The organism is Citrobacter sp. CK189, assembly GCF_030333505.1.
Classification (GTDB): Bacteria; Pseudomonadota; Gammaproteobacteria; order Enterobacterales; family Enterobacteriaceae; genus Citrobacter_B; species Citrobacter_B koseri.
Genome location: NZ_JAOWFV010000038.1, coordinates 462889 through 484001 on the forward strand (window position 1 = coordinate 462889; position 21113 = coordinate 484001).

General features: G+C 48.9%; 24 protein-coding genes and 2 riboswitches. Of the genes, 16 read left to right on the forward strand and 8 right to left on the reverse strand.

Going from position 1 to position 21113, the window contains the following annotated elements; all coding sequences use genetic code 11:
* Positions 1-1032 (forward strand): putative fimbrial-like adhesin protein, encoded by a 1032-nt coding sequence (locus OGV83_RS12100; RefSeq protein ID WP_286463651.1) that lies wholly within the window; start codon positions 1-3, stop codon positions 1030-1032.
* A gap of 87 nt (positions 1033-1119) precedes the next feature.
* Here the strand turns inward: OGV83_RS12100 and rcnB are convergent, their stop codons facing one another.
* Complete coding sequence (gene rcnB, locus OGV83_RS12105; protein ID WP_024130186.1) at positions 1120-1440, reverse strand: Ni(II)/Co(II) efflux transporter accessory subunit RcnB; 321 nt, start codon at positions 1438-1440, stop codon at positions 1120-1122.
* Positions 1441-1721: 281 nt separating this feature from the next.
* Positions 1722-1819: riboswitch (TPP riboswitch) on the forward strand.
* Positions 1820-1885: 66 nt separating this feature from the next.
* Here rcnB and OGV83_RS12110 point away from each other — a divergent pair.
* From OGV83_RS12110 to OGV83_RS12120, 3 genes are all read left to right on the forward strand, one after another.
* A complete protein-coding gene (locus tag OGV83_RS12110; protein WP_286463653.1) occupies positions 1886-3241 on the forward strand; it encodes a site-specific integrase in 1356 nt (451 codons plus the stop codon).
* 102 nt (positions 3242-3343) lie between these two features.
* On the forward strand, positions 3344-3877 hold the full coding sequence (locus OGV83_RS12115; protein WP_187509879.1) for a hypothetical protein: 534 nt from the start codon (positions 3344-3346) through the stop codon (positions 3875-3877).
* A 9-nt stretch (positions 3878-3886) separates the two neighbouring features.
* Complete coding sequence (locus OGV83_RS12120; RefSeq protein WP_286463655.1) at positions 3887-4315, forward strand: hypothetical protein; 429 nt, start codon at positions 3887-3889, stop codon at positions 4313-4315.
* A 2-nt stretch (positions 4316-4317) separates the two neighbouring features.
* Here OGV83_RS12120 and OGV83_RS12125 read toward each other — a convergent pair whose 3' ends face one another.
* Positions 4318-4518 (reverse strand): hypothetical protein, encoded by a 201-nt coding sequence (locus OGV83_RS12125; RefSeq protein WP_223579677.1) that lies wholly within the window; start codon positions 4516-4518, stop codon positions 4318-4320.
* Between the two features lie 189 nt (positions 4519-4707).
* Here OGV83_RS12125 and OGV83_RS12130 point away from each other — a divergent pair, with 189 nt between their 5' ends.
* The 5 genes from OGV83_RS12130 to OGV83_RS12150 all read left to right on the forward strand — a co-directional run bounded on the left by OGV83_RS12130 (position 4708) and on the right by OGV83_RS12150 (position 10031).
* On the forward strand, positions 4708-5460 hold the full coding sequence (locus OGV83_RS12130; protein ID WP_286463656.1) for an OB-fold protein: 753 nt from the start codon (positions 4708-4710) through the stop codon (positions 5458-5460).
* Between the two features lie 1971 nt (positions 5461-7431).
* Positions 7432-7878 carry a hypothetical protein gene (locus tag OGV83_RS12135; RefSeq protein WP_286463657.1) on the forward strand — a complete coding sequence of 149 codons (447 nt, stop codon included), beginning with the start codon at positions 7432-7434 and terminating at the stop codon, positions 7876-7878.
* Positions 7879-8128: 250 nt separating this feature from the next.
* Positions 8129-9088, forward strand: coding sequence for a helix-turn-helix domain-containing protein (locus OGV83_RS12140; RefSeq protein ID WP_286463659.1), 960 nt, complete (start codon positions 8129-8131; stop codon positions 9086-9088).
* 15 nt (positions 9089-9103) lie between these two features.
* Positions 9104-9586 carry a hypothetical protein gene (locus tag OGV83_RS12145; RefSeq protein WP_286463660.1) on the forward strand — a complete coding sequence of 161 codons (483 nt, stop codon included), beginning with the start codon at positions 9104-9106 and terminating at the stop codon, positions 9584-9586.
* Positions 9587-9698: 112 nt separating this feature from the next.
* A complete protein-coding gene (locus OGV83_RS12150; protein WP_195995140.1) occupies positions 9699-10031 on the forward strand; it encodes a phiTE-211 family phage-derived protein in 333 nt (110 codons plus the stop codon).
* Between the two features lie 62 nt (positions 10032-10093).
* On the opposite strand, the gene OGV83_RS12155 is transcribed toward OGV83_RS12150, so the two are convergent.
* Positions 10094-11206 (reverse strand): helix-turn-helix domain-containing protein, encoded by a 1113-nt coding sequence (locus OGV83_RS12155; RefSeq protein ID WP_209417914.1) that lies wholly within the window; start codon positions 11204-11206, stop codon positions 10094-10096.
* A gap of 9 nt (positions 11207-11215) precedes the next feature.
* Positions 11216-11935, reverse strand: a complete 720-nt coding sequence (locus OGV83_RS12160) for a hypothetical protein (protein ID WP_286463668.1) — start codon at positions 11933-11935, stop codon at positions 11216-11218.
* 698 nt (positions 11936-12633) lie between these two features.
* Between OGV83_RS12160 and OGV83_RS12165 the strand changes: the two genes are divergently transcribed.
* The 3 genes from OGV83_RS12165 (at position 12634) to OGV83_RS12175 (ending at position 14356) form a co-directional block, all read left to right on the forward strand.
* On the forward strand, positions 12634-12975 hold the full coding sequence (locus OGV83_RS12165) for a hypothetical protein (protein ID WP_182400938.1): 342 nt from the start codon (positions 12634-12636) through the stop codon (positions 12973-12975).
* 15 nt (positions 12976-12990) lie between these two features.
* Positions 12991-14025, forward strand: a complete 1035-nt coding sequence (locus OGV83_RS12170) for a major capsid protein (protein WP_286463675.1) — start codon at positions 12991-12993, stop codon at positions 14023-14025.
* A 118-nt stretch (positions 14026-14143) separates the two neighbouring features.
* Positions 14144-14356: a hypothetical protein gene (locus tag OGV83_RS12175; protein ID WP_063144558.1), complete on the forward strand. Its 213-nt coding sequence runs from the start codon at positions 14144-14146 to the stop codon at positions 14354-14356.
* Positions 14357-14381: 25 nt separating this feature from the next.
* On the opposite strand, the gene OGV83_RS12180 is transcribed toward OGV83_RS12175, so the two are convergent.
* Positions 14382-14630 (reverse strand): hypothetical protein, encoded by a 249-nt coding sequence (locus OGV83_RS12180; protein WP_000002667.1) that lies wholly within the window; start codon positions 14628-14630, stop codon positions 14382-14384.
* A gap of 234 nt (positions 14631-14864) precedes the next feature.
* Here OGV83_RS12180 and OGV83_RS12185 point away from each other — a divergent pair, with 234 nt between their 5' ends.
* The 4 genes from OGV83_RS12185 (at position 14865) to OGV83_RS12200 (ending at position 17748) form a co-directional block, all read left to right on the forward strand.
* Positions 14865-15041: a DUF3606 domain-containing protein gene (locus tag OGV83_RS12185; protein WP_071579603.1), complete on the forward strand. Its 177-nt coding sequence runs from the start codon at positions 14865-14867 to the stop codon at positions 15039-15041.
* Between the two features lie 201 nt (positions 15042-15242).
* A riboswitch (TPP riboswitch) is annotated at positions 15243-15340 on the forward strand.
* Positions 15341-15371: 31 nt separating this feature from the next.
* Complete coding sequence (gene thiM / locus OGV83_RS12190; protein ID WP_134769237.1) at positions 15372-16160, forward strand: hydroxyethylthiazole kinase; 789 nt, start codon at positions 15372-15374, stop codon at positions 16158-16160.
* Entirely contained in the window at positions 16157-16957 is an 801-nt protein-coding gene (thiD, locus tag OGV83_RS12195; protein WP_047462552.1) for a bifunctional hydroxymethylpyrimidine kinase/phosphomethylpyrimidine kinase, read from the forward strand. Before thiM ends, thiD begins: the two co-directional genes overlap by 4 nt.
* 44 nt (positions 16958-17001) lie before the next feature.
* Entirely contained in the window at positions 17002-17748 is a 747-nt protein-coding gene (locus OGV83_RS12200) for a GntR family transcriptional regulator (RefSeq protein WP_012131660.1), read from the forward strand.
* On the opposite strand, the gene OGV83_RS12205 is transcribed toward OGV83_RS12200, so the two are convergent.
* The 3 genes from OGV83_RS12205 to OGV83_RS12215 are packed head-to-tail and all read right to left on the reverse strand — an operon-like array spanning position 17722 to position 20962.
* Positions 17722-18687 carry a PfkB family carbohydrate kinase gene (locus OGV83_RS12205; protein ID WP_071258943.1) on the reverse strand — a complete coding sequence of 322 codons (966 nt, stop codon included), beginning with the start codon at positions 18685-18687 and terminating at the stop codon, positions 17722-17724. The genes OGV83_RS12200 and OGV83_RS12205 overlap by 27 nt on opposite strands.
* Positions 18684-19688 carry an ADP-ribosylglycohydrolase family protein gene (locus tag OGV83_RS12210; protein WP_047462557.1) on the reverse strand — a complete coding sequence of 335 codons (1005 nt, stop codon included), beginning with the start codon at positions 19686-19688 and terminating at the stop codon, positions 18684-18686. Before OGV83_RS12210 ends, OGV83_RS12205 begins: the two co-directional genes overlap by 4 nt.
* Entirely contained in the window at positions 19685-20962 is a 1278-nt protein-coding gene (locus OGV83_RS12215) for a nucleoside permease (RefSeq protein ID WP_047462559.1), read from the reverse strand. The genes OGV83_RS12210 and OGV83_RS12215 overlap by 4 nt, the downstream gene beginning before the upstream one ends.
* Positions 20963-21113: the final 151 nt, after the last annotated feature.

Consider the following 21113-nt stretch of genomic DNA (forward strand, 5'->3'; position numbering starts at 1 on the left):
ATGAAATTAAGTCTTTTAATACTCTTAGCCGCGATGGCTACTTTACCAACAAGTTATGCAGGATGTACTGGAAACATCACTTTTACGGATGATTTAGTTGTTCGCGAAGATTTTGCGGTAAATCCATCCCAGTCTGCATCCTTTGTGCACCAATATACGGATCCATCCTGCGCGGGAACGAATACGGTAACCCGTCTAAAAACTTCTGATGTTATTGTTGGCTTTTATAATAATACGGTAAAGTTGAATCTGAAAATTAGCTGGTTGGATGATGCTACTATTAGATTAACAGATAACCAGAAAAGTTTTACTGCAGGATATAAAGTTGATATTTCTCAGGCAAGTAATAATGCAACAGTGAATATCTCTGCGGATTCAGGGGGGGGTGTTAGAATAGATAATGCGGCCTCTTTGTCTAGTGCCTCCTCAACATCCCGAAATACGGCGTTTTGGGTACTGATTGGATGTTTGCTGTCTGGAGGAGGCTGGGAAGCATGTATAAATAATTACCGTAATTCACTTTCTGATGCCGGCGGTTTTTATTCATCAAATCTAAAACTGACATATAACAGGAAGCAAACTACCTGCAAACCAGAAAATTTAACTATCGCACTCCCTGATATTTCGCTTGCAGAATTACCTGCTTCAGGAAAAACGACAAGTAAAAATGCTACTGATAACATACGATTACAATGTGAAAATCTTTTTGGGGATCGTAAACAAACGTCACGAAAAATGGTGGTTTATTTGTCCAGCGGCGATTTGCTGGCAGGCAGTAACACCGTCTTACGTGGTGATGCTAATAACGGTGTAGGATTTGTACTTGAGAATAGCAATAAAATCGTGAATATTTCAGATACCCCTGAACAGGGAACTGCGACAACGCTGTGGAAAGTCGATAAAGTTGGTGATGCCGTAAACAATAACACGGTTACGATCCCTGTTGTTGCCAGTTATTATGTTTATGACAGGAGTAAAATAAAACCTGGTGAGCTTAAGGCTACGGCACTAATCTATGTGAAGTATGATTGAATAATACAAGGTAAATGTGCAGTTAACGACAATAAAGAAATAGAAAAATAATGTTGCCATTCCCCCTCGTTTTCGAGGGGGCTTTTTTTACCGATGATAAAAAATCTCGCCGTCGTAGGCTTTGATAATTTTGCCGTCGGTGTCGTTAATCAGTACATAAGCGCCGCCCATATAGGTCCAGTGGGTTCCTGCGTCGGGCGCTGGCAGATTGCGTTGCTTCCATTGCTTAATATTGTACTCGTCGGTGCGGTACAGCTCAGGAACGGTATCGCCAGGTTTGAAATGGGTAAAGTCGGCAACAAAGCTGCTCAATTCGTACTGATCAATCCCCGTTGCGGCGGGTGCGGCCCAGACTGCGCTGGTTGCCAGCAGCAGTGCGCCCATTAAAAATTTATTCTTCATACCCATAAACTCTCCACGTATTCGGGTCATAAAAATCAGTCGTGTATCATTCTCACTGTGCAGCAAGTCTGACAAGAACTATTTTGTTATCACGCCAATAATTTCGTAAAAAGTGTAAACGAAAGCGTGCGCAAGCAACACATGCCGTAGGCAGTTCGCATCACGAATGACGGTTTTGGGAACTATCTGACCTGAGCTGGGGCCAGCGATATCGGCATTTCGCTGATTTACATCCCCTGACGCACCCAGTATCCTGTTGGCGAAACATGCATAATAAATGCTTCGGTTTCAACGACTCGGGGTGCCCCTTTTCACGAAGGGCTGAGATATACCCGTATTACCTGATCTGGATAATGCCAGCGTAGTCCTGGCGATTATTCAATTTAAAATCAAAAACTTATCTGCGATTTTCGAACCGTTTTGTTTAGCCGATCACATCGAGGCTCACGAAATGGGACACCATACCATACGCCACACCATTAAACGTAACGGGGTTTATTACGTTCGTTTTCGCCTGCCTGATAATAAGTTTTTCCGTAAGTCGTTAGAGACTGACAGCCACACCCAGGCGCAGTTGCTCATGTCTTTTGCTTCTCCTGTAATTCCTCTGGTTCAACGTGGAACTATCCAACCGGATCACTTCAGTAAGCGTCTTTCTGAGTATGGCAATATTCTGAAGCAGCAGAATGAACAATGGCTGGCGCACCAATTTCTGAATGATGTGCGGCGCAATATTCCGCCGATGGTTGCACAGGAATACCGCGAGGTTGTTACTCCTTCCGGAGAAGAGGAAGAACAAACGGAAGCACAACCAAAAGAAGTGCTAACGCTGGCTGGCGCGTGGAATATATACAAAAAGGAGAAGGCTCAGAACTGGACGAAGGCAATTTCACAGGCTAATGAGCGCTTTATGGAAGTCATGTTCATTGTCCTCGGTGCATCAACAGACGTAACGACGATAACCAAGCAGGACATCAAGCAGGTGATGGAAGTTGTTGAAAACTTGCCAAAGCGTGTTGTGCAACCTTATCGGTCAATGACGGTTCAGCAACTGATCGAGTGTGATGATGTTCCGCCAGAAGATTTGGTTGGCGCTGAGTCTATCCACAAGCATTTGAAGATTTACAAATCGCTGTTCAAAACCTTCCTGACTGACAATAAAGATATTCTGGAGAAGTCTCCGACTGATGGAGTGGTCGCCTCACCATCTAAAGCAAGGTTTGGTGCATATAGCGCAGCAGAAATGAGAAAGTTTGTGGGGTGGGCGCTCAAGCAGCCTGACGGGTGGCAGAAGTGGATCACTTTGCTATTGGCGTACACGGGAGCCAGAAGAGGCGAGATCGCCAAGCTGGAGAAATCACAGATCAAATTTGATGAAGATAGCCAGCGGCACTATCTCCTGATCGCAGAAGGGGGGCAAGGCAAAACTGAGAACGCTACAAGGCAGGTAGTGATTCATCCCAAACTGATCGAGTGGGGTTTTCTTGATTTCGTTAATCGACAGTGGAAAGAGAAAATCTTCTCCCCTGTATCTGGCAAAAACATGCCGAAGATCGGCAAGGTCTTAGCAGATGTTCGAGATCAGCTTGGCATTCCTTATCTTGATGATTATGGGCAGCGGCGATTGGTGCATAGCTTTCGGCATACGATGATTTCTGGCTGTTTAGCTGGTTGGGTTGGCAACCTGGCACACCTGCAACAGGTAGTTGGTCATGAGAAGAGTGGCTCAGGTATTACTAGACGCTATTTGCACACCTTCCCGCTTTCCACGGTTTGTTATGTGATTGATGGCTTGGAATGGGGATGATTTAAAATTTGGAGAAGTAAAGCCTTGCTTACAGTCTTATCACCTGCGGGCTTACAATGTACTATCAATAAAATGTGTAAAAAGGGTAAGGGATCGCAAGAGATGGATATTGCAAGGGCAAAAGCTATTGAAAACAGCATGATGTGTTTAACCATATTCTCACGATCTATTCACACTTTTTTCGCTCTGGCTGATGCTTTAGAACACTTGGATCGTGGTACTGGTGATTTATTCCCTTTCAGGGGCGTTTGTAATGCCTTAATTGGTGATGCGGCGATACATTGGTGCAAAGTTTTTGGATCTGATGCTGAGGGGACTCACTGGAAGTGTGTAGTGGATGATCACGACAGATTTCGAAAGGTCTTATTCGATGAACTGCGAACGACGCCAACCGAATTTCATGCTTACTGGAAGAAAATGACGGAGTTCAGAAGCAATGTAATCGCGCATTTCAACGCTGAACATTTTTCGAACGGTTCTACACCTGAGTTCAATACCGCGATTGCAGCAGCGGCAACGGCTTATAAATACATGTACCAAACCTTCCCCTCAAATGTGCATCACCTTGGGCCGAGGGATTTAATCAGTTATGGTAAAATTGCTTCAGAAGCTGTAATGAATCGAATTTTGGTTTAAGGAAAAAATATGTCTGGAGTGTTAGCGAGTACAGCAGCGGCTGTAGGGATTATTGATAAAGCTGTTGGCATTGCAAAGAAACTTGCGGATGATAGCGGTGAACTTGATAAAGCGACGCTTAAACTTGAGCTTGCAAACCTCATGACAGAGCTTGCTGGCGTTAAGATGGAGGTTATCACCACCCAGGCGCTACTTTTTGATGCAGAACAGAAGAACAAGCAATTAGAGGAGCAATTAAAGGATAAGCAAACCTTCATTTTCCAAAACGGTGTTTGGTGGAAAGAGGGTGATGAAATAGCATTTTGCCCTAAATGCTATGAAAGTGAGAATATTAAATTCCACATGGAAGCAAGGGAGAAGGTCATCGGTATGATGGGATCATACGACTATAAGCATTGGCATTGCCGCCGCTGCAATTCTGATTTTGACAGAATTTAACCTTACTTGTCCTCTGTAGAGAACGTTTTCACATTTGGACAATGCTTGCTTTTCGTTTTGTACATAAAATCGTAGATTGAATTGGAATAGCGACACAGCGTCCCGTTGGCAGTCTGGGTCTGTTCTGTCAGTTGCATGGTGATTTTGCCTGCCATTGCATAAAAAGTCACCAGAGTACCGCAAATCAATAGAATTCCTCTCATATCTCCCCCTAGAATGATCTGCCCTCTACAATGCCAAATGGCAATCCGAGTAAACATCCTTGGAAGATTATAGTAACTAAATTGATCAATTTTAACGATCGATTTTGTAATTTCGATCGATTAAAGTAATTGATGGCGTTGAGACACTTGCCGATGGTGTACTTAATCTATTCAGCTATGGAGGCTGTTTTGAAAAAAATTCTTGCATTACCTCTTGTGTTCTTTTCCTTCTCATCTTTCGCTGATGGTGTTCCCCCTGCGGAAGTACAGCCTTACCCTGAGTACCTGGCGACCTATGTCAAAACGCTGATTAATGTCAGTTGTGAGCAGACGCTGAAAGGCGGTTCTGAAGATGTATTGATAAAGCAGGCAACGCAGGGTATGAAGAAAGATACGCCTAGCTATTACGCTATCTACAATTCTGTCGTTGAGGGCGCTGGTGCTGGTGCTGCGCTTAAAGCTAAAGGGAGGTTGATAACGAAAGATAAGATCGCCCTTGATAGCTGCGATGGGGTCGCTGCCTATATCTCGATGCAAAAAGATTTTATGAAAATGGTGGTTGACGAGATGACAACATCAGCACAATCGCAATCTGGCACCGTAAAACAAAAGGCTGCATATTCTGACGAAAGCATGTATCGGACCACAGCGAAAGATCTAGCTGAACTTTATAAAGCTAACGAGGTTGCAGCCGATGACAAAATTGGTGGTCGTAAGGTGGAAGTAACCGGAACTGTTCAGGATATAACAAAAAATTTCACGGATGATGTAGTTCTTAAACTTGAAAGCGGTAATCGCTTCATGCCAGTCAGTCTGAGTATGTCTGATTCAGAAAAGGCGAAGGCGTCGAAATTGAAAAAGGGCCAGAAGATCACCGTGACTTGCGAAAAGATGCAGTTTTTCATCGGTGCACCGTCTGGCGGAAACTGCACCTTTAACTAATCTGTCATACGGTCTGCCGGGTAAAATTCCCGGCAACTCATCCACCCCACCTCATGGATGTCCCTGCTATTTGACGATCCAGCTTACATGCTCTTGCTGAAAATATCCTACGGCTCTCTGGGCCATGTGCCTGACGTGACAGACGATCCCTCAATAATTTCTTATCTTCTTGCTGAAATATCGCAGAGCCGACAGGCCCGGTAACGTACGTTACCACTTCATCCCGTAGAACATCACAACAGGGAAAACTTGCCACAATAGGGCATTCTGCTGTTCATTTTCCGGTCTATTTAACATAATGGTTCTTATAAGTACTTGACTGGAATAGTCAGGTATTGCTTTTCGGAACGTTGACGCGAAGCTGGATACACAACAGCGATTTAACCAACAGAAGGAAAGCATTCGGGAGGATTCGAGGTGAGTTCTCTTGTTCAAGGATTTTGGATGAGTTTGTCTGGTCACCACACAATTTCAGGTTTCAGGCCTTTGAGGTTGCCAGTGTGTCAAACGCCATAAAAGCACATTTTTCTATTTACCAGCAGACACAAAGCTACTACAGAGACGTTACCACAACGGGGTGAAGGTCTGCGATCACCTGGCGATATTCACCGAGCCAGGCCGCCACTGTTTCGTACCATTTCCCACAACAATGTAAACAGCCAACCCACCAATCCATCCTGCGCTTCACCAGAAGCCTGTAGCGGCGTTATCTCCACACAACTGTAAACTGACGCACCCATAGCACAGCGCCCCGCTGAGAGGCTCTCACAGGCCCAGAAATGGACGATTTTCGTTGATTTTGCACGAGAAATTATTATTTCGGTTTGAAATGAGGAGGGATCGGTGATTGTGTTTAGCTCCAGTCTGACTGGTAAATCTGCCGAGGCCGCGCCATTGCTGGCTTCGTTATGTTCATTACAAGAGGACGTTGAGTGGATCAGGATCTTCGATCTACCCGTAGGATCATTAAGTCAGCATTAATAACTGCGATTAATAGGTATTTTAGGGGGTATTTAAATTTGATTGATTGCTTAGTGAGCAATAAGTGAGATCATCCACCAAGTTTTGACAGAAAACCAGTATTGGGTTGCCAATCTTCGGCTTGTAAGGAGAATGGCGGGGTAGGGAGGGGTTCTATATGAACTGGTGGTGGGTTCTGCATGAACTGAGGGTGGGTCCACAGAGAACCCAGGGGGGGGCCTGTATGACCTGCAATAAGAACAACATAAAACCAAAAATAAAAACACCCATAAGATCTTAAAGACTTTAAGGTCAAAGGCCGGGTGAACTGGTGTTCACTAGTGTGTTTAAAGAGTGATGCTCATGTATCGCTCCGCTCTGCAATGGCTTCGCCACTTCAGATATCTGTTGGTAAGAAGTTCATCTTAGATGACGTGAACAGACTCGCCATCTCGTGACCTTCTAACCCTCCATAGCCCATCACAACAACCTCCGGTTGCTGTTCTGTGTGTCGGGTAACCCTACAGGCTACGCCAGAGAGCTACCGCTCTCACTGTGTGGGGACAAGCCGCAAGGCGCGGCAGTTCAATGTGAATGGAGCCGATTGGCGACAGGGGCAAACTTGTTTACCCGATCTACTCCGGGGCGGCGTGGGTTGGCTAACTGACGCCCTCACTGCCTCTCTACGGCGTTTAAATGGTGTGGGTAATACGATGGTACTGCTATAAAGGCAAGTCCCCGCATAATGCGTTACAGAGCGATTTAGCCCTATTGACAAATATTTCTATGGCTGATAATGTAATGATGAGGTATTTTAAAATTTACTAAAATAAAGCTTTCTATTTTAAGCAAATACTGATATACTAGATCTTAGTAGGGTAATGATTTTCCTACGAATCCTCGAATAATTCTGCCGTCATCACGACATCCTTTGTCAATCTCACGGCAATACAAAATGGGTACAAAAAGACCTCCGCGAATAATTCTTTTAACAGAAACGGAGAACCCAACATGAACAAACCAAAATCCCAACGTCTCGACCTGACCACTATGACAGGCGAGCAGATCGCTGATCTCATCCTGAACGGCAAATACACCAAATCAGCCTTGTGGGCCTTCATCAGTAGGAATGGTGGCGCGGATGCTGTACATGCTCGATTCCCACAGATTGCCGTCTGCCTGCATATCCTGAAGCAGGAGCGCAAAAAGGCAAAGCAGGCGCGAGCGTTTAAAACCATCCTTAAGCCGCTGAGTAATCAACGCGCTGCCGGAATGCAGTTGACCGAGATACTTCGCCCAATCCTGGAAGGTCATCGCCAGCTTTATCTGAACAAATTCAATCTTGCACTGACTCATGAGCAGATCATTATGCTGCTTGTGGCTGTCAGCGGTGCAGAAGAACTTGAAGCCTACGGTTATCCACTGGCTGGCGAATTCCCGACAGCAACCGCAGCCTAACAACACTGAACAAAACCTGATCCGGTTCGCCTTCTTGGTGACCACTGGAGAGGTTTCTTTTGTACCTAATTGAGGAGGATTTTTGATATGAAGCTGAGCCTGGATGACGAAACATACGCAATCCTACGTGAAGAGTCTGATCGGCTGGGGATGCCAGTTCCGAGGATGATCCGGAACATGTGCCAGAACCTGGCGAAACACATTCAGAAACGCAATGAACAACCACTGACGAACCCACAGGGAGATAAAAATGACCGAGACAACAGAAACTAAGCTCTACAAATCACTACCGCAGCCGAACGAAGACAAACCGATCACAGTTGATATATTTTCCCCCTGTATCGTTCTGCTTTCTCGAATTCGTGATTTTAATGGGGTCAAAATCGACCTCAATATTATTGCAGTATACGGCTACCTTCTGGGGTGGAAGAAAACCACTGGACGAGTAACGGTATCAATCCCCCGGATCAGTGATGATTGCGCGGGGATCTCAGAATCTACGGTGAAACGTGCTCGTAAAGCACTTAAAGAAATGGGGTGGTTAGATTGGAAAACAATCTCTGACGAGGGCAAAAGCAACACTTCTCACTGTATCTATACGGTCAAAGATCCCGAGGACATACTAGCTGAACTCAACGCTGGATTGTCACAGCAGGGTGATGCAGTAGTTACCATCGCAAAAAAACAAAAAGTTAAAGCCGGTACGGAGAGTGGTAATAATGAACAAAAACCTGTTGTGGAATCTTCCGTGGTGGAACCTGCCGCGCCTGTTGCTGGAAAACCAGACGGCGTACCTTCTGTGGTTGCTGGCGGCAATGCTGATTTATCCGGTGGTGATGATGCGGTGAATGGTGGAAATGTTATCCAATTCCCAACAGTCAAAAGACCAGACCAGCCCCAGATGGCTGATATCGATACCCTCAACAACTGGGTAGAAGGTTACGACGAAGAAGGATTTATGGCCTATGGTGCGCTATGGTGGATAACAAAACCCGGTGAGATAATGGATCTGATAAAGAGCCATATCAAAAAAATCCAGAGCGATGGATACAAAGGATCGAGGTCTGCCGCTAACGATACTTCATCCGGTGCTGATGCTTATTACAAACAGCAGCAAGCACAGAGAGCAGCCGCAGCTAAACAGGCTACTAATGCCCCGCAGCAGCAAGAGGATAACTGGTACGAATATGACGAAACGATCCCATTTTAACAATTGGAGGACTGCTTGTGTGAGAACGTAACTGGCAACAGCCACTCTCTGGCTGACCAGAAAAAACCAGATTTAGAGCGTCTTTTTAAAAAGCGCCGCCGTGATGAGGATATTGTTAAAACCGCTAAGACACTCCTTGTGCATGGCATGACCCCCGGCAAAGTTGCCTTACTATTACGTCTTGATCCTGAGTTTGTAGCTGAACTGGCTAAGACATGGAATCCCAAGTTTCGAAAGGTGAAATACACCAGTCAGTACGCAACTAAGCGAACTGTACGCCAGTATTTTGACTCAGGTGCAATGCTCGAAAAAATCTGTGCTGACCTCCAGTTACCTCTATTTTCTGTGATCACGTTTCTTCAACGTGACGGAGTGAGCGATCAGGAAATGGCATCCCGAATGCCTGTTAGTGACGATCCGTTGTTCATTGAGTACCGGAAGACTATTTCACGCAAGCAGGCAGCGCCCCAACGCCGATCACCACGCCTGCATTATTAATACCCCAGCCGGGGAAACTTGACCCTATTTGAATATTTATCCTTACTGCGGATCTGCGTAGCCGTACTTCTATGGCTTCGTGACGGCCTGGACCTCTACAGGAAACATAATAATGAAAAACATCGAAGAAATTCGAGCCAGTATTCTGGAAGCGATGATCGCAGGAACAGACGAACCGGAAGACCTGAGCAAAAGTGCTGATCAGGTGCTGGCAGATGCAATTACTACTTATCTTGCTTCACCTACATCTAACAGCCAGCCGACCCAGACGAAGGGCGGCAAGGCGATCAAAATCAAAGGTATAGCTATGACTTGTGCAGCTCAAGGGTACAGCGCAAATCTCCGTCCGGTCAGTCTGCTGATGAAGAGCAAGATCGAAGATCTGACTAATGAACAGTGGTTAGCGCTAAAGTATTTAGGCTACCAGATCAACAGATTAGCTTAATATGAGATTAACGGACTCGAGCTAAATACGGCGGAGTAAACCGCCGGTTGTCGCATATAGGATTATTTGACAAGACTTAGATGAGGTGGTCGTTTGTGTTTGATCGACGACGAAAGGCCGTCCCCAGCTATGGCCTCCATGAAGAAGCGATTGTTAAATGTGAGCGCTCCTATTTCATCAGCGGGGAAGCGCAGCTGTTTAAGTATTTCGACACGCTTTACTCCCTGAGAGTGCAACGATGTAAAGACTTTTTCCAAAATCAACGACTTCTCTCGTTCTGGCATGCCCTGGGGTTCCCCAGTACGGTAACCACGGCGGTTGAGTTCTATCGCCAGTTGTCTGTAATGCCATTCAGAAGACAAACCGACATCAAAGGTACGTCGAACTAAAGCCGCTAGGGACACTTTCCAATTTTTCTTCAATAAAACAAGCTGGTCTAGGCTAGGCATCCTTGGTACTGAGGCTAAGATACTACGCTCAGGCATCAATAACGCCGAAGCAAAGCGATCTGCATCCTGTTCAGCTTGGCGACCATTGTTGCTGGAGTGTTTGTGCAGAACCAAATGACCAAGCTCATGAGCAGCGTCAAAGCGGCTGCGTTCTGGAGTTTTCATTGTATTCAGCAGAACAAAGGGTTTTTCGTCCATCCAAAATGAAAAAGCATCTACTTCAACGCAATTTTCAGCAAGTGAGAATACCCTGACGCCATTAGCTTCAAGCAAATGAATTATGTTCGAAATTGATAGTTCACCAATACCCCAGGCTTCTCTAACTGCTCTAGCAGCACGCTCCGGCTCAGAATATCCGTCGAAACTACAATCAGGGATGTTGGGCTTCGGTAACTTGAATTGCCCATCAATCCATGCCGATAATTCTTGTGCTAGTTTGCCAGCGCCGAGTGCCGAATCACGTTTTTGGGCGCTTAACTTTGTCATTGCACGAAAACTGACGGCTTCGGGCGTCAATGAAGGAACATCCCGATCGAGGAAAAATTCGATAGGATATTCCAAAACAGAAGCGATTCTTTCCATACTATCGCTGGCAATTGGCTCGAAGATACCTGCTTTTTCATAGTTAGAAATGGTCTTGCTGGTTAATCCAGCAGCTTCAGCTAGCGCTCTTTGAGTCAGGCCTCTCCGTTCTCTTGCTATACGTAAACGCTCTGAATTAAACATGGTGCATCTTTAGCCTGTTTTCAAAATATCAAGATCAATATCTGGTGTAAACTGAGGAGTCTCACCACCCTGAACCATTGGATCTGGCTGATGGGCATCAAGAATCAAACGAGTAGAAAAACTGTTAACAACATTTTTGTCATTGTAGGAAACAGGCCGGGACAGCTCCGCGCGAATACCTACACGGTTGAATTCATCCAGTTCATCAAAATCGTAAAGTAAGAACCATAAGTCCCGTCCGATTTTGTTCGGGAGTAATGGGACAACCTCACCTTCTGGCAGGTCTAAATCTAATTTGAGCTGGTTATCATCCAGCATTAGTTTCCCCTGACCAGGGTGGTTATTATGGATTAACCCCATGAGTTCACGAGTAAAGTCTCCTTTCTTCATACGTGACTCAGGATAGCCATGAACCAAACCCGTTTGATCGCAGCCACGGCAGAGATAAATCGCCACCGTTTCACTAATAGTCAATTCAACGTTTCGTAGAGACAATCGCTTGAATCCCTTCGGAGCAAGGATATCTCTGGCAGCGCTTACCCCTTCACCGTAAAAGTACTGTCCGCGAGACGTTACAGGGTGATTTTGTGTAGTGGAATAGCGACCAGACAAACCACGCTCAAGAATGCGTATAAGGTCGTTTTGACTGAGATTCAGAGGTTGCAAGTAAGATTCGATATCATTCGGATCAGCCAATACTACGGTTTTTTCGAGATTATGAGAGTACATCGGTATAGGCCTCATGATTATTTTCTGTTTTTTATACCTCAATTGAGGGAGAAAAACAAGAAAATAACTGGATGAATAGACAGATGTGACTTCTTTACTCCACTTAAATTTGCTAACTCTTCTGATGCTGTTGGAAGTGGATACCGGTATAGCTTCATAGAACTTTATAGCTCTTACACCTAGTAATGATGTAACCTTTTGATTGTAAAAATAATAAGTAAATGATAAAATAGTTTATATTGGTTATTATTATCATTGAATCCTTTCCTGCGGTGATTGCTCTCTAGAGATTATCGGCCTGAAAAGGCTATGCCATGGCGGCAACCCAATAAAAGATTAAGATTCGCCTTTAGCACCCGTGGACGGGTTTAAAACTTTGTTTTAAATCGCGTTGCGATGTCATAGGGCGTACAAAGTCTAGGCCTCTGGTCTGGATTTGCCATTAAATCCGGCTCTCCTCCGGTCATCAGCCATGATGCAAACTGGCTCAGGTGTTCAGCGTTTGAGGCTCCTTACCTCTTGGATGGCGATGATCACCTCCTCATTCCTACCAGTGAAATTCACACCGGGCCTCTCTCCGTCCGGTTTTCTTTTTCATCGGAACAATTCGAAAGGCTGGCCCTGTCGCCGTTTACGGCTCAAGCAGGCGCTGGCCTTTTGTTTACATAGCTATGTGAAATTTAACGGGAGTAAATTATATGAAAATGGGAACAACTGAACGTTCTTACAATGACGTGATCGCGTATGCAGTCGATCCGAATTTTGACCGCAAGACTATTACTGTCGATCTGGCTGTAGAAGTCCAGCCGGGTAGTTGCATTACCAGCGCTGGGGCTGCTTATGTCTCTGGTGATGACTGCCTGCTGGTCCTGAGCCACCACAGGGCAGAAGATGCTGCTCATATCATCGTTGCTGATCGCGGGATTTACATCAAACAAGACACCATCGTCGCTGTTATGGGCGCTACCGCTGCCGCCAATGCTATTGCAGCACTCACCAAAATGGGCGCAATCCGTACCAGCGCACCGGACGCAGAATAATAAGGAGAAGACAACATGGGACTATCAACCAATTTCAGCTACGCGGATTACACCAATACTTTTGTGAACATGGATGCAAAGAACACTTTGCTGTCCACGCTTAATGTTTTCAGTGATCGTCAGACTTCTGCAAGTCCGAAGGTGAGTCTCGATATCATTGATGAAGTCGCTCAGAAGGTGGCAAGCTCTGTTAATCGTTACGGCTCTGAGTGGTCTAGCATTCCTAAGCGTAGCGCTAGCAATCACCTGATTGAAGCTCCGCTTTATGCTTTTCAGGACCGTATTACAGCGGCAGACGTGCAACCATATCGCAAACCAGGCTCCGACCTGCAAATGTCTGTAATGGATGCGGTCACTTCTTCTGCTGTAGCAATGCACGATAAGTACATGCGTACCCGTGAGCGGATTTTTGCTGATGCGCTTTTTCGTAATACCATCGAAGCGACCTACACCCAGCAGCCGATCATTTCCTGGGAAGATGAATTTGGATATCAACAGGCAACCGGGACAATCAAAACCAACGTTAGCTCTGGTGACCCACTTCGCAGCCTCGATGATGCTGTAACCGCCGCTAAAGTGCGTATGGGGGGGCTTGCTGGTCAGCTTGATGGATTTATCCTGTTTGCAGGTAGCAATGTTTTTCGCGGCATCAAGTATCACCCAGACGTGCGCCAGAATGTTCAGTTCGGTGTGCTTGATCGTGATGTACTGTTTAACAAAGAAGTGCTTCCGGCGTTCTCAACATTCATTATTGAAAATGTCCGAGTGGTGGAAGTAACGGACCAAAATCTTTATGGAATTGGTCCGGATGAATCCTTCTTGGTTCCGCGCTTTAGCAAACCGCTATCCTCTGATATTGCTCTGCCTTTCGGTTATGTAGCAACGGCTACCAGCCGCAATCTTGATCTTGCATTTGCTGATCCGGTTGATTTCCGTATCTGGAGCGTACAGGACAAGTTTAAGAACGTGGAGCTATTCGCGGAAAGCTCAATCTTGCCTGTGGTGTACCGTCCAGACTTTGTGACCAAACTGGCGAACGACGCAGCTTAACGATCAGTAAGCAGTTATTGGGGACGCATTGTCCCCGCTGCTGGCGAGGCAAAGAAGAGGAGATACACAGATACCCGTTATCGGGTTTGCCTGTGGCAAATCTCGAAAGGAGATACATATGAAATTAGCTTTGATCGGTACTGGCAACATGCCGCTGATGCAGTGGATTCTGGACGGTAAAGGCGATGATTCGATCATCAACATGTCTGCATTAGCACGCAGGCTTGAGTGTAGTCGTTCCAGCTTACTTGACCGCATCCATACGCATGGATTCGACAGCGCTATTAGGTACTACTTGAGCGAACAGCGACAACGGAAACTGAAAACATGAGAGCCGGGTTAATCCCGGCTTTTTTTTAGCGCTTTTTATTCGATTGAGAAACAACCGAACCAGCTAAGGTTTTAGTAACCTCGCTTGAACGTGGGTTTTTCAAAGCTGCTGATGCTTTGGCTTCCATGTTCGCGCCAGTCTGATTTTTTGTTCCTGCTTGTGATAGCACCGAACCCGCTAAACTTTTCTGAATCGCAGAGGCGTTTGGGTTGTTTAGAGTCTCTGCCGCCAGATGAGCTACATCTTTCGAGGATTGCTTATCATTGTTCGCCATTTCAACACCTATTCACGGGATGGATTTTTGGATATATTGTATTTGTTATATCAATAAACACAATATGTAGTAGTTATGATAGAAGCGAAGCGGCAAGCTTAGCAAGCTCGGAAAAAAGTTTTTACTGGTTTTATGACCAGTGTCAATTGTTTGATAACTGACCGTTTACGAAGTGGTAGAGAAGTCATATAGGTAGTGTGCAGGCATAAGCTTGTAATACTCAGGACAAACCAAATGGCAGATAACTTACAGCGTCGGCAGCCAGAAGATAAACGTTTCATCAGCTTGAGTGAATCTTGGGAAGTAGCATATTGGACCCAAGCGTTGGGTGTTACTGAATCTCAGCTTAGGGCTGCTGTTAGAGCTGTTGGTAATGGCACCGCTAAGGTAAGAGCACATCTAGGTAAATAGATTTGTGAAGGCACCTTTAATTGTGCTGTTGAGGCTGGGGAAACCCGGCCTTTTTTGTGTTCGGTGTTTTGTACTGTGAGCCACAACTTGAGACACAAGCTGGGACACAGAGCATTTTTTAGGGTTGAGTCTTTGGCTTTCCGCTGGCATTATCCAGAACAGGGATTAACGGGACGTTAATCGCAAGCTTTTGATTTTGTTTTATTTGACTCGGGGTGCCCCTTTTCACGAAGGGCTGAGACATACCCGTATTACCTGATCTGGATAATGCCAGCGTAGGGAAGTCTGACACTGCTCGTGTCCCTTCTTCACGCGGGCAGGAGCTGAACCATGCAGCCTGACCTGCACAGCCGCACGCTTGCGGCTCATACCTTACAACAATTTCGTATCCTTTCTCCGCTGACCCACTGTATGACGAACGACGTCGTGCAGAACTTTACCGCCAATACATTACTGGCATCAGGCGCCTCACCGGCGATGGTGATTGAGCCCGAAGAGGCGCGCCAGTTTGCTGCTATCGCCAGTGCGTTACTGATTAACGTCGGCACGCTGACCCGGTCGCGCGCGGAGGCTATGCGCGCTGCGACAGAGCAGGCCCATATAGCGAAAACCCCCTGGACGCTTGATCCCGTGGCGGTTGGCGCGCTCGATTATCGCCGCCGTTTCTGTCTGGAACTGCTGTCTCTTAAGCCCAGGGCAATACGCGGCAATGCCTCGGAGATCCTCGCCCTGGCTGGATTAGCGGCGGGTGGGCGTGGAGTGGATACCACCGATACGGCGGTATCGGCATTACCGGCCGCTCAGGCGCTGGCGCGTCAGACGGGGGCCGTCGTTGCGGTAACGGGTGAGGTGGATTATGTCACCGACGGGCAGCGTACCGTCAGCGTTACCGGCGGCGATGTGCTGATGACGCGCGTCGTCGGAACGGGATGCGCCTTATCTGCGGTTGTGGCGGCCAGTTGCGCGCTGCCGGGAAATACGCTGGACAATGTGGCGTCAGCCTGTAGCTGGATGAAACAGGCCGGGCAGATCGCTGCCGAACGCAGTCAGGGGCCCGGGAGCTTTATTCCGGCTTTTCTTGATGCGCTGTATCACCTTAATGCGGAGGAACAGGTATGAAACGGATTAACGCGTTAACCATTGCAGGCACTGACCCAAGCGGCGGCGCCGGGATTCAGGCCGATTTGAAGACCTTTTCGGCGCTGGGCGCGTATGGTTGCTCCGTCATTACGGCGCTGGTGGCGCAAAATACTCGCGGCGTGCAGTCGGTGTACCGCATTGAGCCTGATTTTGTCGCAGCGCAGCTGGATTCTGTCTTCAGCGATGTGCGTATCGACACCACCAAAATCGGTATGCTGGCGGAAACGGATATTGTTGAAGCTGTTGCAGAGCGTTTGCAGCGTCACCAGGTGCAAAACGTGGTGCTGGATACGGTGATGCTGGCGAAAAGCGGCGATCCGCTGCTTTCTCCGTCAGCGGTGGAGACGTTGCGCAGCCGGTTATTGCCGCAGGTGTCGATTATCACGCCGAATCTGCCGGAGGCCGCGGCATTGCTGGATGCGCCGCACGCCCGCACGGAACAGGAAATGCTGGAACAAGGGCGTGCGCTACTGGCGCTGGGCTGTGGCGCCGTGCTGATGAAAGGTGGTCATCTGGATGATGCGCAAAGCCCGGACTGGCTCTTTACCCGTGAAGGGGAGCAGCGTTTTACCGCCCCACGGGTGATGACCAAAAATACCCACGGCACCGGGTGTACGCTGTCGGCGGCGTTGGCGGCGTTGCGCCCGCGCCATAGCAACTGGGCCGATACGGTACAGGAAGCAAAAACCTGGCTTTCGGCGGCGTTAGCCCAGGCGGATACGCTGGAGGTAGGCGAGGGGATTGGCCCGGTACATCATTTCCACGCGTGGTGGTAATGGTAGTATACTGATCCCAGACTTGTCGGCCTGGAAAAAGATAAATGGAACAAGCGCATACCCGGCTTATCGCGCAACTGAATGAACGAATTGCCGCGGTGGATAACACGCCGCTGTACAGGAAGTTTGCCGAGACGGTCAAAAATGCCGTTCGCAGCGGGATTCTTGAGCATGGCAACATTTTGCCCGGCGAGCGCGATCTCAGCCAGTTGACCGGCGTTTCGCGTATTACGGTGCGCAAGGCAATGCAGGCGCTGGAAGAAGAAGGCGTCGTGACCCGCGCCCGTGGCTACGGAACGCAGATTAATAACATCTTCGAATATTCTCTGAAAGAGGCGCGCGGCTTTTCGCAGCAGGTGGTATTGCGCGGTAAAAAGCCGGATACCCTGTGGGTCAACAAGCGGGTAGTGAAATGCCCGGATGAGGTGGCGCAGCAGCTGGCGATCGCCGCAGGCAGCGATGTGTTCTTGCTCAAACGTATTCGTTATGTGGATGAGGATGCGGTGTCCATTGAGGAGTCCTGGGTGCCTGCGCACCTGATTCATGATGCGGACGCCATCGGGATCTCGCTGTATGACTATTTCCGCAGCCAGCATATCTTTCCGCAACGTACACGCTCTCGCGTCAGCGCGCGTATGCCGGATGCGGAATTTCAGTCACATATTCAGATGGACAGCAAAGTGCCGGTGCTGGTGATCAAGCAGGTGGCGCTTGACCAGCAACAGCGGCCCATTGAATACAGCATCAGCTACTGTCGCAGCGATCTATACGTTTTTGTGTGCGAGGAGTAGCGCCTCGCGCGTTGGCGCGCAATCACCGCCGCGATGGCCTACCACCCAGGAGGCGACCGCGTTCCCCAGCAGCACCGCGTCTGCAAGCGCCCAGCCGGATGCCAGCCCGGCCAGCATGCCTCCCGCGTGGCTGTCTCCCGCGCCAATGGTATCGACGACCGTTGTGGCAAATGCGGGCACGCAGCCGGATGATTGCTGGCTGAAATACCATGCTCCGTCTTTATCGTGGCGGACAATAACCGGTGAGGCAAACGCCGCAAGCCAGGCGGCGCCAAACGCGTTAGGTTCATGACTAAAGCCAAACCGTTCGGCAGCAATGTCTGCCTCCTGACGGTTCAGCGATACCAGCGGATGGCAAGCCATAATCCGCGCCATTAGCGGGTCGGGAATGTCGCCGATTCGCGGCCCGAAGTCGATAAACGGCGTCACGCGCTCTAACCCTTCCAGCCAGCTCACCAGCAGTTCGCCGCATGGCGAGGCGAGTTGATAACCGGAAAAGTAGATCCAACTGTCGGGCGGAATTGTCAACTGCGCCAGCCAGTCGGCATTCCATTGGTTCTCAACGCCGCTGAACGACATAAACGTGCGTTCGCCATCCGGTTCTACCAGCGCCAGACACCAGCCGTTGTCTCCCTCTGCGTTGTCGATCAGGCTGTGTAACCCCTCTTTCGCCATGCGATGACGAATAATGTCTGACCATACGCCCTGACCGAGGGGCAGGGCATTACTGGCCTCAATCCCCAGACGCTTTAAGGCGACGGCGATATTGAGCGCGCAGCCGCCGACGTTGACGCCTTGCTGTTTAAGCTCAATATCGCAGCCACGCCAGGGCAGCGCGTAAGCATCGGCAATCACATCAATGACCGCAGCGCCCACGACCGTCACCGGCTGGCGGCGGGTTAAATCGGGCAGCAACGCCCGCAGGCGCGTTGTGTTCATACCGCCTCCCGCTGCTGGCGATAGCGCGCCAGCGCGGTGGCATAGCGCATGAAGTCCAGTTGGTTTACCGCGTCCAGCTCATCTTTCAGCGCAGGCTCGATGGCCTCCACGCCGTGCAATGCGCCACAAATCGCCGTTGCCATCGCCCCAATGGTGTCGGTGTCGCCGCCGAGATTGGCGCACAGAATGGCGCAGCGGTTAGGGTCGGTGTTGGCCAGCTCGACCATTGCGATGGCGCAGGGCACCGATTCAATGGTGCTGGTGCCCGCGCCAACCACCTGGTAAAGCTGTTCGCTGGCGGATTCAATGCCGTTCGCGTCACGGACGATCTTCAGTGCGATTTCCAGGCGAGCCGAGAGCGAGGCGCTAAAGGTCGTGATGCGTTTTTGCTGCGCATAGTGGGCGATAGCCGGTAACGAATCGACAATATCAGACCAGCAATCACCCTCAATCGCGCGTGAGATAGCCCATGCCACAACGACCGCACCAGCAACAGCCAGGTCGGACTTGTGCGTTGGGCTGGAGGCCAGGGCCACATCATCAATAAACGCATCCAGATCGCGTGGTGGAAGCAAACACCCCAGTGGGGAAACGCGCATGGCCGCCCCGTTGGTCACGCCGTTGTTTTCCAGTTCAGCAACGGGCTTGCCGTCACGAATGGCGTTCAGCGCTATTTTCGACGTTGGGCCAAGAACGTTCTTATTAAAGGCGTCAAAGCGCAGCGCCCAGTCCAGAATGTTACGGCCAATCAGGTCCGGGTCGATCTGTCCGTCGCGCTCCAGCAGCGCATCCGCCAGACACAGCGCCATCGACGTATCGTCAGTAAATTCAGCGCGGTTAAAATAGCAGGCCGCGTTATTTTCCGCAGGGCCGGGCAGAAAGCGATCAATCCAGCCAAAATGCGCTTTTACGCGCGTTCTGGGCCATAGCTCCGACGGCATTCCCATCGCATCCCCTAACGCCTGCCCATAAAGGGCACCGAGAATACGTTCAGCTTTCATTTAACTTCCCCTTGTGTCAGCGCAATATCGCGATCGTCCACTTTAATCGCAGTGATCTCTTTGTCGGATTCGCGAAAGAAAATCATAAACAACACGGCAATCACGGCGATCATCACCGCCCCGAATGTCCACATGCCCGCCCAGTTGAAGGTGAGGCCGTTTACCGGCTCTTTATAGGCAAACATTTTTTCCATCATCACGCCGCCGAGACGGTAGCCCAGCAGGCTGCCAAACCCCTGACAGCAGAGGGTGATCAACCCCTGAGCGGCAGTACGCATATGCACAGGCGCTTTTTTATCGACATAGATATAGGCCGTAACATAGTAGAAGTCGTAACTGACGCCGTGCAGCAAAATGCCAAGAAACAGCAGGGCATAGGTGAAATATTCTTCCGCGCCGCCGTAAACAAAAAAGCCGTAGCGGATTGCCGCAGTGATAAGACCAAGCAGTAAGACCTTTTTAATGCCAAAGCGCTTCGTGAAGAAGGGTAACGCCAGCATAAAGAAGATTTCGGAGAACTGGCCCAGCGTCATCCAGCCGGTGGCGTTTTTCATGCCGACTTCCGTCAGATAGCCATTCGCGAAGATGTAGTAGAACGCCAGCGGCATCGCAAACAGGAACGAGCAGAAGAAAAAGACCAGGAAGTTTTTATCGCGCAGCAGGATCAGCGCATCCAGCCCCAGCATAACTTTAATGTCCAGCTTGCCGGTGCTTTTTGGCGGCGTATCCGGCAGGAAGAACGCAAAGGCGCCCAGCAGGACGGAACTGCCTGCGGTGATCAACAGCGGAATATTGGTTGGCGAGATATCGTTATAGCCCAGCATTTGCGGTAAGAAGCCGCACGCCAGCCCGGATGCGATCCAGCCAATGGTGCCCATCACGCGAATGCGTGGGAAATCGCGCTCGACGTCCGGCACGTTGGCGAAGGCGATGCTGTTTGTCAGCGCAATAGTGGGCATATAGGTTAAGGAATAGGCCAGCAGCAGCGGGAAGAACCCGGCGAATGTTGTTTGCTGCGCGGCGAAATACATCAGGACTGCGCCTGCGAACATCAGCACCGCCAGCACTTTTTGTGCGGAGAAAAAGCGGTCAGTCAGTGAGCCGACGAGAATCGGCGAGAGAATGGCGGCAATCGCGGTACATGCGTAAGACCAGCCGATTTCTCCGGCGCTAAAACCGCTTTTGTTCAGCCAAAGCCAGAGGGGGACGAACCAGGCGCCCCAGATAAACCACTCCACGAACATCATGAACGACAGTTTCACTGTAGTTTTCATCGTTAAATCCTTCATGACAGGTAAGGTACGCGATGACAGTACCACTTAATAATACCTTTTAAATACCTTTGAGGCGTAAATTTGACTGCTGTAACACTTTTTCGTACCTGAAACGTGCCAGCAGATAGCGCTGAAAAATGCGCTACAGATG

Excerpts from the sequence above, each read along its gene's own strand:
- OGV83_RS12100 (WP_286463651.1), top strand. The coding sequence starts at position 1 with ATGAAATTAAGTCTTTTAATACTCTTAGCCGCGATGGCTACTTTACCA.
- rcnB (WP_024130186.1), bottom strand. The coding sequence starts at position 1,440 with ATGGGTATGAAGAATAAATTTTTAATGGGCGCACTGCTGCTGGCAACC.
- OGV83_RS12110 (WP_286463653.1), top strand. The coding sequence starts at position 1,886 with ATGGGACACCATACCATACGCCACACCATTAAACGTAACGGGGTTTAT.
- OGV83_RS12115 (WP_187509879.1), top strand. The coding sequence starts at position 3,344 with ATGGATATTGCAAGGGCAAAAGCTATTGAAAACAGCATGATGTGTTTA.
- OGV83_RS12120 (WP_286463655.1), top strand. The coding sequence starts at position 3,887 with ATGTCTGGAGTGTTAGCGAGTACAGCAGCGGCTGTAGGGATTATTGAT.
- OGV83_RS12125 (WP_223579677.1), bottom strand. The coding sequence starts at position 4,518 with ATGAGAGGAATTCTATTGATTTGCGGTACTCTGGTGACTTTTTATGCA.
- OGV83_RS12135 (WP_286463657.1), top strand. The coding sequence starts at position 7,432 with ATGAACAAACCAAAATCCCAACGTCTCGACCTGACCACTATGACAGGC.
- OGV83_RS12140 (WP_286463659.1), top strand. The coding sequence starts at position 8,129 with ATGACCGAGACAACAGAAACTAAGCTCTACAAATCACTACCGCAGCCG.
- OGV83_RS12150 (WP_195995140.1), top strand. The coding sequence starts at position 9,699 with ATGAAAAACATCGAAGAAATTCGAGCCAGTATTCTGGAAGCGATGATC.
- OGV83_RS12155 (WP_209417914.1), bottom strand. The coding sequence starts at position 11,206 with ATGTTTAATTCAGAGCGTTTACGTATAGCAAGAGAACGGAGAGGCCTG.
- OGV83_RS12160 (WP_286463668.1), bottom strand. The coding sequence starts at position 11,935 with ATGTACTCTCATAATCTCGAAAAAACCGTAGTATTGGCTGATCCGAAT.
- OGV83_RS12165 (WP_182400938.1), top strand. The coding sequence starts at position 12,634 with ATGAAAATGGGAACAACTGAACGTTCTTACAATGACGTGATCGCGTAT.
- OGV83_RS12170 (WP_286463675.1), top strand. The coding sequence starts at position 12,991 with ATGGGACTATCAACCAATTTCAGCTACGCGGATTACACCAATACTTTT.
- OGV83_RS12175 (WP_063144558.1), top strand. The coding sequence starts at position 14,144 with ATGAAATTAGCTTTGATCGGTACTGGCAACATGCCGCTGATGCAGTGG.
- OGV83_RS12180 (WP_000002667.1), bottom strand. The coding sequence starts at position 14,630 with ATGGCGAACAATGATAAGCAATCCTCGAAAGATGTAGCTCATCTGGCG.
- OGV83_RS12185 (WP_071579603.1), top strand. The coding sequence starts at position 14,865 with ATGGCAGATAACTTACAGCGTCGGCAGCCAGAAGATAAACGTTTCATC.
- thiM (WP_134769237.1), top strand. The coding sequence starts at position 15,372 with ATGCAGCCTGACCTGCACAGCCGCACGCTTGCGGCTCATACCTTACAA.
- thiD (WP_047462552.1), top strand. The coding sequence starts at position 16,157 with ATGAAACGGATTAACGCGTTAACCATTGCAGGCACTGACCCAAGCGGC.
- OGV83_RS12200 (WP_012131660.1), top strand. The coding sequence starts at position 17,002 with ATGGAACAAGCGCATACCCGGCTTATCGCGCAACTGAATGAACGAATT.
- OGV83_RS12205 (WP_071258943.1), bottom strand. The coding sequence starts at position 18,687 with ATGAACACAACGCGCCTGCGGGCGTTGCTGCCCGATTTAACCCGCCGC.
- OGV83_RS12210 (WP_047462557.1), bottom strand. The coding sequence starts at position 19,688 with ATGAAAGCTGAACGTATTCTCGGTGCCCTTTATGGGCAGGCGTTAGGG.
- OGV83_RS12215 (WP_047462559.1), bottom strand. The coding sequence starts at position 20,962 with ATGAAAACTACAGTGAAACTGTCGTTCATGATGTTCGTGGAGTGGTTT.